20 protein-coding genes and 1 pseudogene are annotated in these 18,301 nt (G+C 42.7%); 16 read left to right on the top strand and 5 right to left on the bottom strand.

All coding sequences use genetic code 11. The annotated features are described in order from the left end of the window. The first annotated feature begins 51 nt into the window (after positions 1–51). Together BLV50_RS06785 and BLV50_RS06780 are read left to right on the top strand one after the other, a co-directional pair. The gene (locus BLV50_RS06785; protein WP_090806632.1) at positions 52–666 is read left to right on the top strand and encodes a non-canonical purine NTP pyrophosphatase; all 615 of its coding nucleotides are present in this window, start codon (positions 52–54) and stop codon (positions 664–666) included. Then, entirely contained in the window at positions 659–1,624 is a 966-nt protein-coding gene (locus tag BLV50_RS06780) for a DMT family transporter (RefSeq protein ID WP_256337876.1), read from the top strand. Before BLV50_RS06785 ends, BLV50_RS06780 begins: the two co-directional genes overlap by 8 nt. A gap of 275 nt (positions 1,625–1,899) precedes the next feature. Here BLV50_RS06780 and BLV50_RS06775 read toward each other — a convergent pair whose 3' ends face one another. Beyond that, entirely contained in the window at positions 1,900–3,225 is a 1,326-nt protein-coding gene (locus tag BLV50_RS06775) for a hypothetical protein (protein WP_090806630.1), read from the bottom strand. Between the two features lie 990 nt (positions 3,226–4,215). Between BLV50_RS06775 and BLV50_RS06770 the strand changes: the two genes are divergently transcribed. From BLV50_RS06770 to BLV50_RS33045, 8 genes are all read left to right on the top strand, one after another. Then, complete coding sequence (locus tag BLV50_RS06770; protein WP_161490639.1) at positions 4,216–4,938, top strand: class I SAM-dependent methyltransferase; 723 nt, start codon at positions 4,216–4,218, stop codon at positions 4,936–4,938. Between the two features lie 476 nt (positions 4,939–5,414). Beyond that, positions 5,415–6,023, top strand: coding sequence for a chloramphenicol phosphotransferase CPT family protein (locus BLV50_RS06765; protein WP_090806628.1), 609 nt, complete (start codon positions 5,415–5,417; stop codon positions 6,021–6,023). A gap of 297 nt (positions 6,024–6,320) precedes the next feature. Next, the gene (locus tag BLV50_RS06760; protein ID WP_090806626.1) at positions 6,321–8,279 is read left to right on the top strand and encodes a beta-glucoside-specific PTS transporter subunit IIABC; all 1,959 of its coding nucleotides are present in this window, start codon (positions 6,321–6,323) and stop codon (positions 8,277–8,279) included. Positions 8,280–8,338: 59 nt separating this feature from the next. Then, on the top strand, positions 8,339–9,781 hold the full coding sequence (locus BLV50_RS06755) for a glycoside hydrolase family 1 protein (RefSeq protein ID WP_090806624.1): 1,443 nt from the start codon (positions 8,339–8,341) through the stop codon (positions 9,779–9,781). 17 nt (positions 9,782–9,798) lie between these two features. Next, positions 9,799–10,650, top strand: a complete 852-nt coding sequence (gene licT, locus BLV50_RS06750; RefSeq protein ID WP_090807519.1) for a BglG family transcription antiterminator LicT — start codon at positions 9,799–9,801, stop codon at positions 10,648–10,650. 377 nt (positions 10,651–11,027) lie between these two features. Continuing rightward, entirely contained in the window at positions 11,028–11,417 is a 390-nt protein-coding gene (locus BLV50_RS06745; RefSeq protein ID WP_090806622.1) for a hypothetical protein, read from the top strand. Between the two features lie 29 nt (positions 11,418–11,446). After that, complete coding sequence (locus BLV50_RS32680) at positions 11,447–11,617, top strand: hypothetical protein (RefSeq protein ID WP_177031128.1); 171 nt, start codon at positions 11,447–11,449, stop codon at positions 11,615–11,617. Further along, positions 11,583–11,738: a hypothetical protein gene (locus BLV50_RS33045; RefSeq protein ID WP_218135366.1), complete on the top strand. Its 156-nt coding sequence runs from the start codon at positions 11,583–11,585 to the stop codon at positions 11,736–11,738. Before BLV50_RS32680 ends, BLV50_RS33045 begins: the two co-directional genes overlap by 35 nt. A 187-nt stretch (positions 11,739–11,925) precedes the next feature. Here the strand turns inward: BLV50_RS33045 and BLV50_RS06735 are convergent, their stop codons facing one another. After that, entirely contained in the window at positions 11,926–12,471 is a 546-nt protein-coding gene (locus BLV50_RS06735; protein WP_063567455.1) for a TetR/AcrR family transcriptional regulator, read from the bottom strand. A gap of 259 nt (positions 12,472–12,730) precedes the next feature. On the opposite strand from BLV50_RS06735, the gene BLV50_RS06730 reads away from it, so the two are divergent. The 3 genes from BLV50_RS06730 to BLV50_RS06720 all read left to right on the top strand — a co-directional run bounded on the left by BLV50_RS06730 (position 12,731) and on the right by BLV50_RS06720 (position 14,145). Further along, positions 12,731–13,090 (top strand): cyclophilin-like fold protein, encoded by a 360-nt coding sequence (locus tag BLV50_RS06730; RefSeq protein ID WP_079693627.1) that lies wholly within the window; start codon positions 12,731–12,733, stop codon positions 13,088–13,090. Between the two features lie 86 nt (positions 13,091–13,176). After that, the gene (locus BLV50_RS06725; protein WP_079693626.1) at positions 13,177–13,743 is read left to right on the top strand and encodes a sugar O-acetyltransferase; all 567 of its coding nucleotides are present in this window, start codon (positions 13,177–13,179) and stop codon (positions 13,741–13,743) included. 75 nt (positions 13,744–13,818) lie between these two features. Beyond that, positions 13,819–14,145, top strand: coding sequence for an alpha/beta hydrolase (locus tag BLV50_RS06720; RefSeq protein WP_090806618.1), 327 nt, complete (start codon positions 13,819–13,821; stop codon positions 14,143–14,145). A 32-nt stretch (positions 14,146–14,177) separates the two neighbouring features. Here BLV50_RS06720 and BLV50_RS06715 read toward each other — a convergent pair whose 3' ends face one another. Further along, positions 14,178–14,435 (bottom strand): GlsB/YeaQ/YmgE family stress response membrane protein, encoded by a 258-nt coding sequence (locus tag BLV50_RS06715; protein WP_024630063.1) that lies wholly within the window; start codon positions 14,433–14,435, stop codon positions 14,178–14,180. Positions 14,436–14,537: 102 nt separating this feature from the next. Between BLV50_RS06715 and BLV50_RS33355 the strand changes: the two genes are divergently transcribed. Then, the gene (locus tag BLV50_RS33355) at positions 14,538–14,771 is read left to right on the top strand and encodes a response regulator transcription factor (RefSeq protein ID WP_256337875.1); all 234 of its coding nucleotides are present in this window, start codon (positions 14,538–14,540) and stop codon (positions 14,769–14,771) included. A gap of 237 nt (positions 14,772–15,008) precedes the next feature. Here the strand turns inward: BLV50_RS33355 and BLV50_RS06705 are convergent, their stop codons facing one another. After that, the gene (locus BLV50_RS06705; protein WP_090806616.1) at positions 15,009–16,031 is read right to left on the bottom strand and encodes an MBL fold metallo-hydrolase; all 1,023 of its coding nucleotides are present in this window, start codon (positions 16,029–16,031) and stop codon (positions 15,009–15,011) included. A gap of 165 nt (positions 16,032–16,196) precedes the next feature. On the opposite strand from BLV50_RS06705, the gene BLV50_RS06700 reads away from it, so the two are divergent. Continuing rightward, positions 16,197–17,207, top strand: coding sequence for a fumarylacetoacetate hydrolase family protein (locus BLV50_RS06700; RefSeq protein ID WP_090806614.1), 1,011 nt, complete (start codon positions 16,197–16,199; stop codon positions 17,205–17,207). A 91-nt stretch (positions 17,208–17,298) separates the two neighbouring features. Then, positions 17,299–17,880, top strand: coding sequence for a TetR/AcrR family transcriptional regulator (locus BLV50_RS06695; protein ID WP_090806612.1), 582 nt, complete (start codon positions 17,299–17,301; stop codon positions 17,878–17,880). 46 nt (positions 17,881–17,926) lie between these two features. Here BLV50_RS06695 and BLV50_RS33730 read toward each other — a convergent pair. Then, positions 17,927–18,058, bottom strand: a pseudogene (locus BLV50_RS33730) (transposase); the annotation flags it as partial. Between the last annotated feature and the right edge of the window lie 243 nt (positions 18,059–18,301).

The raw sequence follows: 18,301 nt of genomic DNA, 5'->3' as shown, positions 1-18,301 counted from the left end.
TACAATCATATCATACGAACCATAAGTGTAGCTAAATAGGAGGAGAAAGTTATGGAAATTGTCTTAGCCACGTGGAACCCGAGGAAAATAAAAATGCTTATGGAAGGACTAATGGAATTACCGATACAAACTAGGGCGTTATTTTCAGGTGAAGTGAACGAAGTTGACGAGACCGGAGTAACTTTTGAAGAAAACGCGCTTTTGAAGGCCAGTGCAGTACAGCTAACATCGAATAGAATAGTAGTTGCGGAAGACTCAGGGTTATGTGTAAGTGTTTTGGATGGAGAGCCTGGTGTTCGTACTGCCCGGTGGGCTCCAGGTACAGATGATGATCGAAGTTTAAAATTGCTTGAAAAATTAAAACATGTACATAACCCTCCACTTCGTGACGCACGATTTATGAGTGTAATCGTAATCCGTTTCCCGGATGGTAGTAGTTCAGTTACATATGGAAAGTTAGAAGGAAGAATTGCGTTCAGTCCACGTGGTGAGCTAGCGAGTGGTTATTCTCGCATTTTTGAGTTGCCTAGCGGTTTAACCATTGCTGAAAAAGGATCACCCACTATTGAAATTAATGATCATCATCGGCAGGCTTTAGCAAAGGCAACGGAGTGTATCAAAGAATGGCTCATTTCTCACGAAGCAAGAGGTGTCTCTATTGACTAAGGAAGACTCAAGTCGTGTAGGTACAGTCAAAGATCGTTATTTTCTCGCCATTGGTGCAGCCGTATTGGTCACTTTGCTCTGGTCGACTTCTTATATCTTGAATAAGTTTGCGTTTCAGCATAATATTGGACCTTTTACATTAGCTGGATTACGATACACTGTTTCTGCAATTACATTGCTGCTAATTCGGTTGATTCTGGTGAATCGAACTATGATCATGCCAAAACCGGATACTCAAAAGGGAAATGCACGTATCAAATTACGACCCTATTATTTGGTTATTCTTGGAGTAACCGGATATCTAATGGCACAGGGACTACAGTACGCTGGCCAAATGTTTATAACACCAACACAAACGAGTATGATACTCTCCGTTGGTAATACTGCAGCTTTACTTATACTCGACGTTTTTTGGCTTAGAGAGTTACGTGGTCGCTCATCATTTATAGGTATAATGGCTGCACTTGCTGGAATTGTTGTTTTCTATTTCCCTTGGGATTTTGGGAAAAGCGATTTTAGCGGAATTGTATTAATACTTGCTTCTTGTGCTGGATATGCTGTCCATTTGGCCTTTACGAGGCACTTACTAAAAAACGGCAGAGCAAAGCCGGGAGATCTTGTTCTCATTCCTATGTCGATTGGTGCCTTTGGTATGTTAATAATAGGACTATTATTTGAAGGGTTACCGAGCTTCTCTTGGCCACTTATCGGTATTCTACTTTGGCTGGGGATCATAAATGGTTCATTTGCATTCTCCTTATGGACTTGGAGTCAAAAGCACTTAAGAGCCTATGAAAATAGTCTGATCAACAATTTGATGCTATTGGAGGTCACTGTGTTAGATGTTCTCTTCTTACATCGTAATTTATCATTTGTTGAGGTGCTGGGATTACTGATGGCAGGGTTGGCTATAGTATTTGTGCAAATATACTCGCATTTAAAACGGCTTACTCAGTAACTGATAGTACTAACTCAACTATTAAAAGTGTTTCAATTAATAAGACATAACACAACCTAAGATCAACACCGTTCAATAAACTAGGTTTGTTAGCACCTGAAACAACGGGAAAACGTTAGCTTAATAAAACCAAGAAAGCAGCTGACCAACGTGATCGGCTGCTTTTATTTAAACTAACGGGCAGAATAATTGAATTGTGGTGGCTCCACATCGGCACGCAAAAATCTAGGCTGCCCGCAGCGAGGTGTTCGTGGGGTTGCCTAGTTTTGTTGTGGTTATAAGCTGTAATCGATGTCTTCGTAAGCGCCTGTGAGGGCGTTTATGTATACGTGAGAAACGCCTTCGATTCCAGTGACAGAAAATGCGTATACAAGCTTGCTGTTGTGGATCTCCAGCTTTGGCTTACCCGAGACGTTTACTTTTGGTCCGAGCTTCTCAAAGGCTTGCTTCGCTGTCAGTTTCGGGTGAAGTGGAAAGGTTTTATTGTAATTGTAAAAATAATTATACGCATCAAAGCTCTTTAACGCACCAGTACGGCGATCAAACTCCCATAAAACTTGCATCTGCGGAATGGAAACTTGCTCCCGAACCGGAATATAAGTGATATGAATTGAGGTGTTTTTTATTTCTTTTGCTACTATTGTCAGACGTTCGTCAGACCAACGCGCCATCCAGGTGTCTGCTACCGAGATAGCCTGCTTTAAGTCCATCGATTGCTCCACAGCTTCTTCTTCGGAGGTCGAGCCGTCGCGTGTCACTTGGAGCACGTGTCCGCTTTTACTCAGTGTTGCAATATAGGTGCTGGTTGGTTTTCCAGCGGTGTCTGATAACTTGAAATCCATGACTTCTCCTAATTGGGGGCTGCTCCCGCCTGAGACCATGTTGACGATTTGCTTACCTGCTCCTGTATTCCAAGCTTCGCCCATGAAGATTTTCGCTTTGGCCGCAAGCTCCGTAGCCTTATAAGTGGTTTCACCGGCGAAAACGGTTCCTGGCTTCGGAGGTGCGTAAGGATTCTGATTGTACAGGAACTCGTTAAAGGCTTTATTGCCGTACGTGGACACCGAGTCGAGTTGAGACAAGGCCTCTTCCATTTCGGTCGAGATCCGTTCTATATCCGATAAAGAGGTGCCGTCACCTTTCTCTCTCATCAGATCAAGATACGGTAGGGCGCTCCTCGCGAACTTTCTCAGACGATGAATTTGTTCTAATTGATTCTGGTTGAGCGAAATTTTCTTCTCGCTGGCGGGATAGGCCAAGTAGCGACTGCCGTTCGTGATAAACGATTCATACGCTGGCCAAGATTGAATGTTCGTTGTAGCGGATGCACTCCTTATTAATTGCAATATAAGATTGGCATTTTCAATCGCAGATTGAAGTGCTGCTTGCCGATCTGCAAACGTAGGTGCCGCAAGGGACTCCGCAAGCGCATAGTCGAAATTGCCCAAGTAGATCGATTGCATATGCGACCAGTATTGCGTATTGCGCTGTTGTTGCTGCTCCCATTGTCGATTATCCTGATGCTCCGTATAACTGAAATACGTGCCCGCTAGTGTCGTCGCGCAAAGCAGACCAATGATGGATTTAGTGAGAACGTTCATGTCTATTAAAACTCCCATCTTTGTCTTGATAATGCTTATCCACTTTAACAAAGAAAAGAACACAGTTTAATAAGTAAATATTACCAATGAAAATCGCTAGCCAGTTCTCTGATCAAGTTGTCAGTTACCAAATGAAAATCAATTGAGCAGATGAAGGATCAGTCTTCTTCCGATGTTGCATTCAAATACAACTTTGATGAGCGCAGTTCATCCAGCAGCATTGAGTATTAACTTTTAAATAAAAAGAACCGTTCTTTAATAAATGCAAATGTCCTTATCAACATGAAAATGCTAAATAAGAAATTCAATCGATGATCCTTAAACCGAGAAGTGGGGATTTACACGGCAATCAGTACAAGAAGTAAAATAAAAAGACCGCTCATCCGATACTCGGGTGAGCGGTCTTTAAGGGTTATTGTCGCGGCGCACAAACATTATTCCTTTCAAAGTCGCTATTATAGCAGTTTTTTTGTTTTAAGGAATCAAGTTCTTGTCCCAAGGTGAGGACAAGAACATTGTGTCATTTCGGTTTAGTTAATTATATAAATAGTATCATGATGTAGATCATCTGGCGAGATAAAAGCACAGGAGTGCGGTTTCGATCTCTTGAATGGATGCTTTATAGTCCATTAAATTCCCCTGCCTGTCTGAATCATTGTCTCTATTACTTCGACAAGTAGCCACGAAATCCTTCCCTAAAGAAACAACGTTAGATCATCTATATTGAATGCGAATTACATAATGATTTTAGAATAAAAAATTTCAAGTTTTAAAGTTGATGTATCATATAATTGTTGTATCTATGATTATAATATTAACAATGCTACACATAGTATTAATGCAGGGAATTGAAGCAAGAGAGTGTTCTGGATAATTCGTTTCCGTTACTTGAGAACGGCTCAAACGCGAACCAGAAGTGCTTGCTTCCAATTGAACGGTTTTACTATGTAGGAATCTGAATTCCGGATGGGAGAAGGGAAGGATGTTTGCATGAACAGCAAGGAAACCAACGGTGCTTCGTACGAAAGTGTGACAGATCAGCAGCTTCAAGATCAGTTGAAATATTATAAAGAACGAGCTCCAGAGTATGATGACTGGTGGTACCGTCGAGGCACATTTAATCAAGGAGACGAAGCTAACCAAATCTGGTTCGATGAGATCAGTACGATTAAGAATGCTTTTAAAGCTGAACATTTTCATGGTGACTTTCTTGAACTTGCGGCGGGGACTGGCACTTGGAGTAGTTTGTTCTTAAAAGAAGCCCTTATATTGACCCTTGTAGACGGTTCCGAAGAAATGCTTTCGCATAATCCGGTAGTATCTGAACCCAATGTAAGAACGATCATTGCAGATCTTTTCAGTTGGTCTCCGGATCAGTTATACGATTCAGTTGCTTTTACTTTTTGGATATCTCATTTACCCAGAGAGAGACTGGCGAGCTTCTTCACCATGGTATCACGCTGTTTGAAGCCCGGAGGGAAAATGTTCTTTATCGATGATCGAGAAGTAGCAGGAACCCGTGAGTCTCATGTAGTGGGGACATCTGGGCAAACGATGGTTCGGAAGCTTAATAATGGTGATCATGCTACTATAGTGAAGAATTTCTTTGGCGATAAAGAGATTGAGCAAATTGCTGCTAGTGCGGGAATTGAATTGCATGTCCATTGCACCCCTAAGTACTTTCAGTATGGGATAGGGTCCAAAACTGTCTAGAGCAGTACAATATAGATAACACTAAATGTTCGGTTGAAATAAAGAATTGGACTGATCAATTAAAAGAAGCAGCGGCGGACCAAGACTTGATAAATAAAGTCTTAGACTGCCGCTGTTGTCGTTTTGACTAACGTTCTCCGTTAGCGCGGAATGAGGAATAGTCTGGCAACTTTCCACGTAATTGGAGCTGTATACATAAAGGGTAAGTGTCGAAGGACAAGAATATATTCCCATTAAAGTCGCTATTATAGCGGATTTTTTGTTTTATCGGTACAAGTTATTGTCCTTTACTTGGGACAAGAACTTGGTCCTATTGCTGATTAGGGTTATATCTAATCATTATTTTGCCTGTCAATTCATTAAACTAACGGGCAGGATTGTTCAATAACTTCGCGAATACTTTAAAATGGATAATTCATGAAGTTCAGTATTAGCTGAAAGATACGCAAAAATAAAATGATGAAAGGCGGATTCTATTGAAGCCAGGGATTATAGTTCTTCTTAATGGTACTTCAAGTTCTGGAAAGACAAGCATATCTAATGAATTATTAACTCAAAGTGATATCCCATTTCAACATTTATCATTTGATAATTTTATTAATGGGCTATTTCATAGTTATAAAGATTTCATTAATAGCACATTTCCGAGTATGGAAGCAAATGGTGCAGAGGATGGACAAGTAGTAAATCAAATTCTTGCAGATCCGTTGATTTCATTATACTACTCGACAATAAAACTATTTTCTGCGATGGGAAATAACGTAGTTGTAGATTCTGTTATAGGTAATGACAAATGGTTCAATACTTGTATTGAATTATTATCAGATCACTCAGTCATATTCGTAGAAGTTAAATGTTCAAAGGAAGAACTTGCTAGAAGAGAACAACTTAGAGGAGACAGGGAGATTGGTTTAGCAAATTCACAATATGATAACGTGTATTGCTTTAATGAATATGATCTTGAATTTAATACTGAAATAATGAGATCGAGTGAGTGTGCCAATGAGATATTAAATTTTATAAGATCTAATAAAGAATACACTGCTTTTAAGAAGTTGATTAAGGGGGAAAGTGTAAGTAAGTAGTTCAAAGAAGGTGTATCCATCAGCTAACATCATATTCACGCTTCGGGTCATTCGGCTCTCGTTCCTGTTAATAGGTATAAAGAAAAATGTCGAATAAAGTGATTGCTAACTAAATTGTTGTGTGATATTATGATCCAGTAAACGTTTACATCAATAATGAATTGAATATTAGCAGTGTTTGGCTGTTACTGGTAAAGCAGGCATGACCAAAATGATTTTGCATTTTCCTTATGTGAGAAGGGGGAGGCATATCGTTTTGGTCTTTTTTATATCCAATTTCAGAAATGAGGCAAAGGTATGGATTATCGCAAGTTGGGACAAGAGATTACGGAATTGGTTGGAAAGAAGGATAATATCGCTCGGCTTACGCACTGCGCAACCCGACTTCGATTCGAACTGCACGATATCTCCAAAGCGGAGACAGAAAAACTCAAAGCTCTTCCAGGTGTCATTACCGTTGTGAACAATGGTGGACAATACCAGGTTGTCGTGGGCAATGAGGTGCAGCAGGTCTACCGAGTTATCACTCAGCAGATGGGTTCAGCAACCCAAAGTGCGGAGTCCAAATCAGATTCCGGCAAAAATAACGGACCAAAGCAGAAACAGAGCTGGATTTCCAGATTCATAAGCGTAATCTCGACGACATTTACTCCGGTAATACCGGCAATTATTGGCGCGGGTATGATCAAAGCGATATTAGCCGTACTTGTGCTGACAGGCCTCGTAACTACAGAAAGCCAAAACTATTACATCCTTAACACCATTGCGGATGCGGCGTTTTATTTCATGCCTATTCTGCTGGCTTATGGAGCTTCCATTAAGTTCGAAACAAGTCCAATTCTGGCGATGACCGTTGCCGGTGTTTTGTTACACCCGGGATGGAGCGCCCTGATGGCGGAAGGAAAAGATGTGTTTTTCATCGGTGTTCCAGTTCGACTAACCGATTACGCAGGTTCCGTGCTGCCAATTATTATTGTCGTTTGGCTCATGTCTTATATTGAACGTTTCGCGGATCGAGTATCGCCCTCAATGATCAAATTTTTCACGAAACCGATGATTGTGCTATTGATTACAGCACCTCTTGCATTGGTGGCGATCGGGCCTTTCGGAACGTACCTGAATGATCTAGTTGCGCTGGGTGCAGAAGCGATTAATGCCAGAGCCAGTTGGCTGATTCCTTTGTTAATGGGAACTTTGCAACCGTTCCTGATCGTGACAGGCACTGCATGGGCGATGACGCCGATTGCAACTAGCCAACTGACCAAAAATGGATATGAAATGATCAACGGTCCGGGAATGCTAGCGTCCAATATTGCTCAAGGTGGGGCTACGCTTGCTGTAGCATTAAAAACCAAAAACAAAAAACTGAAACAGCTCGCTGCTTCATCCGGTTTCACCGCTGTGCTTGGCATCACGGAACCCTCCTTGTACGGTGTAACACTGAAACTGAAGAAACCCTTGATTGCCGCAATGATTGGTGGTGGCGTAGCAGGGATATACGCTGGTCTGACTGGATTAGTGCGTTATGCCTTCGTTTCTCCTGGGCTTGCCGCGTTGCCTGCCTTCATTGGAAGCAATCCGATGAACATCGTTCATGCCATTGTGACTTGTCTGATTGCTTTTATCGTTACCTTTGCCCTGACATGGATCATTGGTTTTGAAGATCCAGTAGACGATGAAGAAGAAGGCAATTCCAATGTTAACGATGACAAGATGCTTTCCGGGCAGCCTGTTAAAGACAACACGGCCGGCACGCAGTCTGTTGCAACAACAAATGCAAATGTACCGAGCCAAAATGAATTACGCCCACTTACGATCGCCAGCCCGATGCAAGGGGAATTAGTCTTTCTGGACCGTGTACCAGACGATGTTTTCTCTTTGGGATTGCTGGGTAAAGGCGCTGCAATTATCCCTGCAAAAGGAGAACTGTATGCACCAATCACAGGTGAAGTTACGGCTTTCATGGACTCCAAACATGCGGTCAAATTAAATGGTTATGATGGAGAAGAGGTACTCATTCATATTGGAGTGGATACCGTCAACCTGAAGGGGAGACATTTCAACTCTTCCATTAAAGTGGGGGACCGGGTACAACGGGGTGACTTGTTGATCAGCTTCGATATCGATGCCATCAAGGCGGAAGGGTATGAAGTCATAACCCCGATCATTATCGCCAATTCGAATCGTTTCCCGGATATTAAGCTGGAGAAGCAGAGTCCTGTGGAGGTTGGAGCGACTATTATCCACCTTTCATAACAAGCTTAATACGGTCCGTCATATATCTTGATCAATATTAAAATGAAGGAGTGCTTGAGATGTTATATCAACACATCAAACCATTCCCCAATGAATTTCTGTGGGGAGGCTCTACCTCTGCTTATCAAGTGGAGGGAGCCTGGAACGAAGATGGCAAAGGTCTGTCCGTCATCGATATGTGTGATCATCCGGCCGGAACCGCCGATTTCACAGTAGCGAGCGACCACTATCACCGATTCAGAGAAGACGTGAAGCTTTTTGCAGAGCTGGGCCTCAAAGCATATCGTTTTTCGATTGCATGGACTCGAATCTTGCCTTCAGGCACAGGAGCTGTTAATGAGAAGGGACTCGATTTTTACCACCAACTGATTGACGAATTGCTGCTCCATGGTATCGAACCCATTGTGACCATGTACCATTTCGACTTACCTTATGAGCTTGAGAAAACGGGAGGATGGAACAACCGGGAAACGATCGATGCTTTTGTCGAGTACGGGCGTATCTTGTTTGAGCATTACGGGCATAAAGTGAAATATTGGTTGACCATTAATGAGCAAAATACGATGATTCTTCATCCGGGTGCCATTGGCACACCGAAGGGCGGACGTTTGCTTTCCAGTAAGGAACTGTATCAGCAAAATCATCACATGTTTGTGGCTCAAGGCAGAACGATGCTACTATTTCATGACATGCTCCCGCAAGGCAAGATCGGTCCTGCATTGAACATGACTTCCATGTACCAGGCAACCTCCAGACCAGCAGATGCAATCGCTGCACATAACTGGGAGACGATTCGCGGATGGGGTTTTCTCGACTTATCAGTATGGGGACGGTATAACCCATTATTCTGGAGTTATTTACATGAACGTGGCATTGAGCCGGTTATTGAGCAGGGTGACATGGATGATATCCGGTCTGGCCGTCCCGATCTGGTAGCAATCAATTATTATTCGACGGCAACCATTGCCGCCAGTACGGGCAATGCGTCGGATGTTACAGCTCGTGCGGGTGATCAGCAAATCATGCTTGGCGAGCAGGGAGTATACCGGGCCGCGGAGAATCCTTATACCGAAAAAACAAAATATGGCTGGGTCATTGACCCGGTTGGCCTGAGGCTAACATTGCGTAAGGTATGTGAACGATATGGTCTCCCGATTCTAATTACGGAAAATGGTATAGGTGCTCCGGATGTACTGGAGGCAGATCACACCATTAACGATACGTACCGGATTGATTTTATTGAGAAACACCTGGAACAGATCAGACTGGCTCTAACGGATGGGGTAGATGTGATTGGTTATTGCCCTTGGTCCGTGATTGACGTGGTAAGCACTCATCAAGGTTATGGGAAACGTTACGGCATGATCTATGTAAACCGCGGTGAACAGGATCTGAAAGACTTGAAGCGCTTGAAGAAGAAAAGCTTCTCGTGGTATCAGGAGGTCATTAAACAGAATGGCAGATGTATCGGAAACTTGGATCAGGCGATCACGAAAGAATAAAGGATCGTGATGAATGCATGAGAGTAATCAAAATATTGAATAACAGCTTGCTTCTGACCAAAGATGAACAGGGACAAGAAATGATTGTCATGGGAAAAGGCTTGGCATTCAAAGGCAAAGTCGGCGAGCGACTCGATGAGGAGCACATCCAGAAACGATTCATTCTTCAAAATAATCCGTCTGCCCAGGCTTACGTACGAACCATCGAAAACATGCCAGAAAAACATGTGAATGTCATAAACAAACTGATTTCCAATGCCAAAGAAAAGCTGTCTCTTGATGATCAAATCTTCTTTACGCTTATGGATCACTTGTCGTTTGCTATTGAACGATGGAAAAAAGGTGTAGCATTACAGAATCGCATGTTATGGGAGATCCAGAGGTTTCATCCTGTCGAATTCGAACTGGGGGTTGAATCCGTTCAGATGCTGAATCTAGAATTGGGTATTGAACTGCCGGAAGAAGAAGCAGGGAATATCGCTTTTCATTTTGTGAATGCCCAAACACATGAGCAGAATATGGAGCGCACGATGCAATCCGTTAAGATGTTAAAAGATATTTTTAACCTGATTCAATACACCTTTGATATACAATTGAACAAAAATTCCATCCATTATGTGAGACTCGTCACACATTTGCAATTCTTCATCCAGCGTTTACAAGAAGGGCGTCTGGGCAATTCGGCGAAAGATTTTATATTTCAACACATGGCGAAGGAGCATCCGCTTGAATACAAATGCGCGGAGATGATCAAAACCTACGTGCAAAACATGCTGGATATCTCCATATCGAACGAGGAATTATTATATTTGATGATTCACATTGCTCGAATTGTGCAGGAGGAGCAATGTGACGAGGGAGGATTATAAAACAAAGCTAAAGTTATATTCCCTTACTTAGGAGGAGCGATTCTCTGAACATCTGATGCCCTTGATTTCTGGCATGTTCATATGCCTGTTAATAGACAGGGAAAAAGATACTTTTTAACTATGACCGTTTTCCCGTATTCTTTCGGGAAACGGTCTTTTATATTTGCAAAAATCTATTCGTATGGTGCCTGTCGATGATTTATTTATGAAAAAAGTAGTTTTCACCTACTTTTTTCATTGAAATTTGGGTTCACTTCAGACCGGATTTTATTTACGATTCATGAAGAAAAATATCCCAAAGGAAAGGAGAAGACAGCAGAAAATCGAGAGGCAATAATGATGAATTCGACATTTAAGCGAATCAGGAGGCAATAAAAATGAAGCAGTGCTATAACCTTGTTAAATGGATGGTTATTCGTGTGTTTGTCGTAAGCATCTGTGCGGTTATAAGTTACGTTCCCGGTAGGGTGGCCGCCGATGATTCGGTTATCCATACTCAGCCAGCAATCTTGGGGACGGTAAGCCCGTCAAGATTCGTACATCCTTCCGTGGGTTTCACTGGCGATGCGCTGAAGCTAATGCAGGAGAAGGTTGCCATTGGTGCAGAGCCATGGGCGAGCGCGTTCGAGGACTTCAGGAACCGTCTCAGTGGATCGCTGGATTATGATATTCGAAATCAGAGCAAGCTGGATAAAACGAAACCGGCATATGATCGCTTGCAGGTGTTTCCATTCAATATCATGAAGGAGTATTCAGAGTATATGTGAATTGTTATAAAGGGGAAGGCATACACCAAATGGACAATGGTATTTTATGGGCGGATTACTGGTCTCTCGCTGAACAGCCGGGACATTTGCGACTGAAGGGATTCAGACCTATCAAGGAAGGTGGCTTTTTCCGGGCTGGCAATACGCTAATCTCAACGTTACCTCATGACGACAGGGCTACAGGTGGATACCAAGCTTGATCTGGCGGGAATGTCGGATGGACTTCGAGCGGACCTGGTTCATTTTAATGGGGGCGTGGATTATGCCATGGGTTCTGCGCAAGGGTATAGAGTCTGGTGTCCGTTGGGATATTTGTTGTGAATACGACTAGTTCCAAATTGACTTTGCTTGCCATGATGAACGAATTACGATTTCGAGGAATATAATCATATTGAATAGACACGGATAAAACCTCTCTGCTAAACAGGGCTCAAGCTGCCGAGAATGTCTCGATAGCCTGGAGCTGCTGAATTAGCAGCTTTTTTGTTTCGTTCGTTTGATATCCCTCTTATACAACCCTCTCAAGCAAGACCCCAACCTGGTTTGCCATGACATGAGGTGGATAAGGCATCCCGTTCGTGATCCACCATTCCACTATTCCTACAAAAGCTGTTCCCATAAAGGAGCCCACAATCAATTCATCCAATCCCTGGTTTCTTTCTTCGTTCATATTTACTTCACCTTTATATTCTTCAATAAGAAACTCAAGGAACCGGGCACGAAAAGAAGGAGCTCCTTTACTCGCCAACATCGTTGAAAAGAATAAATAATTGCGCTCAAAGTATTCGAAATAGACCAGATTCGCTTCACTCCACTCCATTTCACATGCATATTGGTTAATGTCCTTCATGTTGTTAATATGCTCTTCAATCAGTTTATCCAGCAGATCAAATTTATCTGTGTAATGCAGGTAGATGGTTGCCCTGTGAACATTTGCCCTGTTGGAAATCTCCTGGATCGTAATGGAATCGAAATTCTTTTCTGACATCAATTCAATGACGGCCTTTTTTATTGCTTCCTGTGATTTGAGTATTCTTCGATCTATTTTAGGCACGTATTTCCACCAAGCTCTCTTAGTTAATAGTCAATTCAGGGGATTTTGTAGAATAATCGACAAACACAGATCATTTAACGATTGTAAGTGCCTAGATTCAATATAATATTATACACATGTCGTGTAAACGATCAAAATCGCGTTTGACTAAACGACTACATTGCGGCAGAGACAACCCTGAACCGGTTCGAATGGAGAGGATTCGTAAAATCTGGAGGTAACGGCTGAAACAGTAGATCATCAGACGGAGGAAAACAGCGTGATTCCCATCCATATTATTGTTGGCGGCAGCACGTTTACAGCAACTTTAAATAACAATGAAACGACACAAGCCCTGATAGCGCAATTTCCGATGACCATCCAAATGAAAGAACTGAATGGGCTAGAAAAGTATAATGATCTGCCCGAGGAGCTTCCTGCTGCATCTACCGAACGCCCTGAAACCATTCATGCCGGTGAAATTATGTCCTGGTCCGGAAACACTTTGGTGCTTTTTTATCAGACTTTCTCCAATTCTTATGGCGGTTATGTACTACTCGGAAGTGTTGACGATCCGTCTAATTTGGCAGCTACGCTTGGTTCAGGGCATGTACAAGTCACCTGGTCGCTTGCAGAATAAACCGCAGGAATGTTTCCAGAGGTGAAGTTATCTAGAGAAGTAAGACTACTGATTAGTTTATCTATATGGAAAAGGAGTAATGTGAAATGAAACCCAAAGACATTCTTGAACGAGATAAAAATGGCGAGTTAATTTCTTTAAATGACCCGGAGTATTATAAAATTCATGATCTTATTGTTGAAGCACAGAAAATTACAATGCAATTAAACAACTCATATCATGAAGCGAAAGAAGTCAGAGGATTGTTTTCGAAATTAACGGGAGTAGAGGTGGATGAATCGTTTGGACTTCTTCCTCCTTTTTACACGGATTTTGGCAAGAATATCAGAGTGGGAAGAAATGTGTTTATCAATCATGCTTGTACTTTTATGGACAGAGGTGGGATAACCCTCGAAGATAACGTATTGATAGGTCCAAAAGTTAACCTGATTACCATTAACCACCCGCTGGAACCAGCTGAAAGACGCTCCACGATATCTACTCCAATAGTCATCAAGAAAAACGCTTGGCTTGGTGCAGGCACGATGATCATGCCTGGGGTTACGATCGGAGAAAATTCTATCGTTGCTGCAGGTGCAGTGGTCACCAAGGACGTTCCACCCAATACGATTGCTGCAGGTGTTCCTGGGAAAATTATAAAGAATTTGGAATAGAAACGCTCATGTAATCGGGAATATATAGAAAAATAAAAATGTAGAAAGACATAAAGTTCCCAACCTGACTGAGGAGTGACATCAAGTAATGATGGTGTTCTGAACAGGGAAGCGTGGAAAAAAGCCAAAACCAATCTTCCGAAAAACACGACATTCGTGAGTATAAAGGGTGGCAACCATGGTCAACTTGGCTCCTACCGGATGCAAAAGGGAGACAGCGCGCCTAAGGTTACAGGTCAGGAACAGCTTCAGCAGGTTGTTCAGGCACTGAAAGAATGGATGAAATCAGCAAAAATAAAAAAAAGGACCCGTAAGTGTCATCTTCCATCGATGAATGCTTTCGGTCCTTTTATGTTTAACCTGTACCTTAATGCCTGGCAGCATCTTTATAAAAATATCTAATGAACGACGGTATCGGTTTACGCCTCTCTTTGTTAACGTCTTCGGAAGGCTCCGCCGCGTGCCAGAGCGAAGAAGATGAGCAGGGCAATAATTGAGCCAACGATGGCGGGAATAATATGAAATCCGCCAATCACCGGCCCCCTTGGTCCCAGCAATTCCGTACCTAACCAGGAACCGATAAAACCCGCAATAATGTTCCCAAGTACACCACCTGGTACGTCCCGCCCAATCAAGTTGCCGCTTAACCAGCCAATAAGTCCACCAACAATGAGTACCCAGAGCAGATCCATGGATTGTTCTCCTTTCTTCGGGTTTATTACAAGTTATGTTGGGCTCAATGGAATATACCTCAACTTCCAGTTGGTGAAGGAATCTAAAGTGTCTGTGCTAAGATGAAGGTAAATTATGATTCAAGCTGGGGAGCAAGGCTAGAAGGGGTGCACTTGAAGAAGATACTTGTCATTGACGATGAAGTCGCAATCAGAGATTTAATTGAGCTCGTACCGAGAAGAGAAAACGACGTCGTTCAAACGGCTGAAAACGGTAAAATAGCATTGCAGCTGCTGGATGCGGTACTCTATCATATAATGGTAACATCTTTAAAAACTGCTTTAAATTATGGATAGATCTTTGTGTTATTAGATTATCGGATAAAGAAGAGAAATATACTTAACATCAAATTTTGGTTATATCGTTTTAAAAGAGTTCTACTAGTAAGTCATAAGTCCAACTCCATTTTTCTTCATTATCGGTTTTTAAGCACCCATTTTAATTCCGTGGAACAATTCAAAAAAACGGCCGCTGTTCGCATCGTTTGCGACAGGGCCGTTTTTTGTTTTTCGTAGGCTAGCATCAATTGCTATTCATTCTTGCCAAACACTCATAGGGTCCCATGGCTTGATTTGATTACCATATTTTCCGGCCAAAAAAACTTTCATGTCTTCCAGCTTAGCAGGCACCTCGTTCCAAATTGGAAGGGGTGGTAACCCTCGTTTGCTTTTCAATAGGATGTCCACTGTAACATACAAGCGTTCTGGCTGAATCCAATGAAGGAAGCGGGAAATATCAATTTGCTTGGTCAGGGACAAGGCATCAATTTCGTCATTGTAATGCTTGTTGAACTCGCTGATCAGGTTCAGGAGGTAGTCTCTCTGCTCCTTCACGAAGTCCAGGCCGCAGATGGCGCCATGTCCTGGAATAACGATTTCGGGTTTAATTTCATCAATAATGCGGTCAAGCACTTTAACCCAATTGAGGGTTCCCTCTTCGCTGTATGCCGTACACCCGTTAAACACCACATCGCCGGCGAACAGCACTTTTTCTTTTGGCATCCACATCAGCAAGTCACTGTCAGAGTGGGCCGGAGCAACATTGTAAATCATTACTTCCGTATCGCCAAGACGGATGTTTATATCGTCCTTTATCTCAATATTCGGGAGCAACCATTCTACGCCTTCCAGGTCGAATCCTTCAAATTCCGCTGCAAAAAACCGCTCGCCCGGAGTAGATTCCGTAGAATCCTTTCCTCTTCTAATGACGCTGTCCATCCAGGCGATATTTTCGGTGAGGCGCTCTCTGGAGGCTTCCTTGTGCATAATAATGCAAGCATCTTCAAACACTTTGTTTCCCCAGGCATGGTCGCTGTTATAGTGCGAGTTCACCACATATGCGGGAGAGCCGCCGTTGCTTACTTCCATAAAAGCCTCTCTCATTTCCCGCGCATGGAACAAATCGAAGAACGTGTCATACACCAGCCCTTCACCCTTGTTGATAAACCCGGCATTGGCCCAACTGATCCCGCGATACGGCGAAATACCGGCAAAAACGCCATCTGCGACTTCAATAAATTTAACACGAGGTTTTTGAATAATACGTCCATACTTCATGAAAATTCTCCTTTGCGTATATGTTTTTGGGGTAAGGCATACTGACTATGGCTTTATTATAGAGAACAGAAAACATAAATGCAAGCATGTACTTGCTCGCATTTATGCTATACGATATGATAGTAACAGAACAACATCACACTACATGTATGGAGGCGCTGCAACATGAAACTAGTAACCTTTCAAACCAATACATCCCAGGAACCGTTGTTTGGGCTTGTAATAAACGAGAAATTTGTCGTGTCTTTTGCCGCAATCATGAAAAAGCAGGGAACATTCGTTGACAGTCTTGAAAGTATGGACAGCTATCTTCATTATTTGCCGGCAAGTTATGATGCCGCTAAGGAAATGATGCAATATGCTGTCGAACAGTTGCATCAATTCAATGAAAATGAAATCAGCCCGATTGCAGCGGTAAACCTGCAACCGCCGGTTCCGAATCCGGCTGCGCTTATCGATTTCGGGCTGACGCCAAGACATCTGAGAAATGCTGGCGTAAATCTGCTGCAAAGAGAATATACAGGGCCGGAAAGAGAAGAGCTTACACGTAAAATTTCTGAAAAATTCCAGCAAGATCTGAATAAAGTAACTTTCAGTTATTATAAGTGTAACCATAATGCATTAATTGGCGATGGGGATACGATTCATTGGCCTTCGTACTCTTCCTACCTGGATATCGAGCCGGAGCTGGCCTTTGTTACAGGGAAGGGGAACTGCATTGCAGGTTATGTTATTTTTAACGACAGTACTGTCCGCGATGTGCAGTGGCCGGATTTCCAGGCGATGACCGGACCGACGCGCTGCAAAGATTTCGATCGCAGCAAAGGAATAGGACCATTTCTGGTAACGCCGGATGAAATCGACAACCCGCTGGCACTGGATGTGGATGTACGCATCGGGGAGAGACTGCACTGGAAGGGAAGCACATCCGAGTATTCTGCACACCCTGCAAAAGTGATGGAGGAGGTTCTCAAAGTTTTCACGCCACTCCCGGGCACAATTATAGGAATGGGGACGATACCGGATTGCTGCGCAATCGAGACCGAAGAATGGCTGTTGCCCTCTGACCGAATCCAGATTACATTTGATAAATTAGGCACGCTCACGCAATTGGTGCCTGATCATGTCAAGATTACGGAACCAAGCCGCTGGGAAAAGAGATGCGATTTACCTTAAATAAACGTTATGAAAATAATGAACCCCTACCCTGCTGCATATACAAAACTTGTAGTAGAATAGGTTTAACATATGCAAAAGGAGAAATACAATGCAAACTTCAGACAGAATCATTGAAGCCGCGACAAGGCTCATCAAAAAGAATGGCTATCGTGGAGTAAGCACCAAAGCCATTGCTACGGAAGCTAAAGTCAATGAATCTACGATTTTCCGGCAATTTGGAAGCAAGCAAGGCATATTGGAAGCCATCATTGAAAGACATTCGGATATTCCGCAATTTGAGAAGCTGTTAAAAGAGGACGCGACCGATAATCCGGAAGTCGATTTGCTGAATGTAAGTCAGCAGTACCGATTGTTTTTCCATAAAAATGCGGACATCATTTTGATTGGCATCCGCGACAAAGGAATGTTTCCCGAATTGGACAGAGTGCTGGCCGATCCACCGGTGAAGCTGCACTCCTTGCTGGTTGAATATTTTGAACGCCTGCAGAAGAAAAAAGTTATAGCCAGACAGGATGAGCCCCTTGCCGCCATGTCTTTTCTCTCGATGTGCTACGGATTTCAGATGAGCGAGCTGATTCACGGGCAATATCAGTCCCAACTCGTCACCGAGGAAGATTTCTACAAGCACAGTGTCTCATTGTTTGTAAAAGGAATTTTGTCTCAGTCATAAGCTTTGTTGATTTATTCAAATATGCCAAAGACTGCTTTTGCTCGACTAGCTTTACCATTCGTTTCACATTCACAACAAATGCTGTGAGGTATGTCTGTATTCGCATACGAAATAGACCTCGGTACTTGGCTGTTGCCATACCGTGGAACCTCTTCATCTCAGCATTTTTAAACTCAATATCCAGTCTGCATTTATCAGTAGTTACTCAAAAAAGAATCACTTCCCAAAAGTTATACGGGAAATAGGAGTAAGAGTCCACCTAATTATTAGGCGGACTCTTTTAGTTATTCTTATTTGATGATGGATTTTTCTAAAGAGCAACATAAATGAGGTTGTTTATTTATAATTTCGGAGATGAATTTCGATCGGTACTCCCATGGAGGAGATCACCTTGGGATAAGCACTTATGTTCAGTATTATT

It is taken from the genome of Paenibacillus sp. 276b, assembly GCF_900107875.1.
GTDB lineage: Bacteria > Bacillota > Bacilli > Paenibacillales > Paenibacillaceae > Paenibacillus > Paenibacillus marchantiae.
This window is presented reverse-complemented; position numbering and strand designations above follow the sequence as displayed.

Bases quoted from the DNA above. Each gene is read 5' to 3' on its own strand.
- BLV50_RS06785 (WP_090806632.1), top strand. From the start codon at position 52: ATGGAAATTGTCTTAGCCACGTGGAACCCGAGGAAAATAAAAATGCTT.
- BLV50_RS06715 (WP_024630063.1), bottom strand. From the start codon at position 14,435: ATGGATCTGCTCTGGGTACTCATTGTTGGTGGACTTATTGGCTGGTTA.
- BLV50_RS33045 (WP_218135366.1), top strand. From the start codon at position 11,583: ATGACGACAGGGCTACAGGTGGATACCAAGCTTGATCTGGCGGGAATG.
- BLV50_RS32680 (WP_177031128.1), top strand. From the start codon at position 11,447: ATGGACAATGGTATTTTATGGGCGGATTACTGGTCTCTCGCTGAACAG.
- BLV50_RS06775 (WP_090806630.1), bottom strand. From the start codon at position 3,225: ATGAACGTTCTCACTAAATCCATCATTGGTCTGCTTTGCGCGACGACA.
- BLV50_RS06760 (WP_090806626.1), top strand. From the start codon at position 6,321: ATGGATTATCGCAAGTTGGGACAAGAGATTACGGAATTGGTTGGAAAG.
- BLV50_RS33355 (WP_256337875.1), top strand. From the start codon at position 14,538: ATGAAGGTAAATTATGATTCAAGCTGGGGAGCAAGGCTAGAAGGGGTG.
- BLV50_RS06695 (WP_090806612.1), top strand. From the start codon at position 17,299: ATGCAAACTTCAGACAGAATCATTGAAGCCGCGACAAGGCTCATCAAA.
- BLV50_RS06705 (WP_090806616.1), bottom strand. From the start codon at position 16,031: ATGAAGTATGGACGTATTATTCAAAAACCTCGTGTTAAATTTATTGAA.
- BLV50_RS06700 (WP_090806614.1), top strand. From the start codon at position 16,197: ATGAAACTAGTAACCTTTCAAACCAATACATCCCAGGAACCGTTGTTT.
- BLV50_RS06745 (WP_090806622.1), top strand. From the start codon at position 11,028: ATGAAGCAGTGCTATAACCTTGTTAAATGGATGGTTATTCGTGTGTTT.
- BLV50_RS06755 (WP_090806624.1), top strand. From the start codon at position 8,339: ATGTTATATCAACACATCAAACCATTCCCCAATGAATTTCTGTGGGGA.
- BLV50_RS06770 (WP_161490639.1), top strand. From the start codon at position 4,216: ATGAACAGCAAGGAAACCAACGGTGCTTCGTACGAAAGTGTGACAGAT.
- licT (WP_090807519.1), top strand. From the start codon at position 9,799: ATGAGAGTAATCAAAATATTGAATAACAGCTTGCTTCTGACCAAAGAT.
- BLV50_RS06725 (WP_079693626.1), top strand. From the start codon at position 13,177: ATGAAACCCAAAGACATTCTTGAACGAGATAAAAATGGCGAGTTAATT.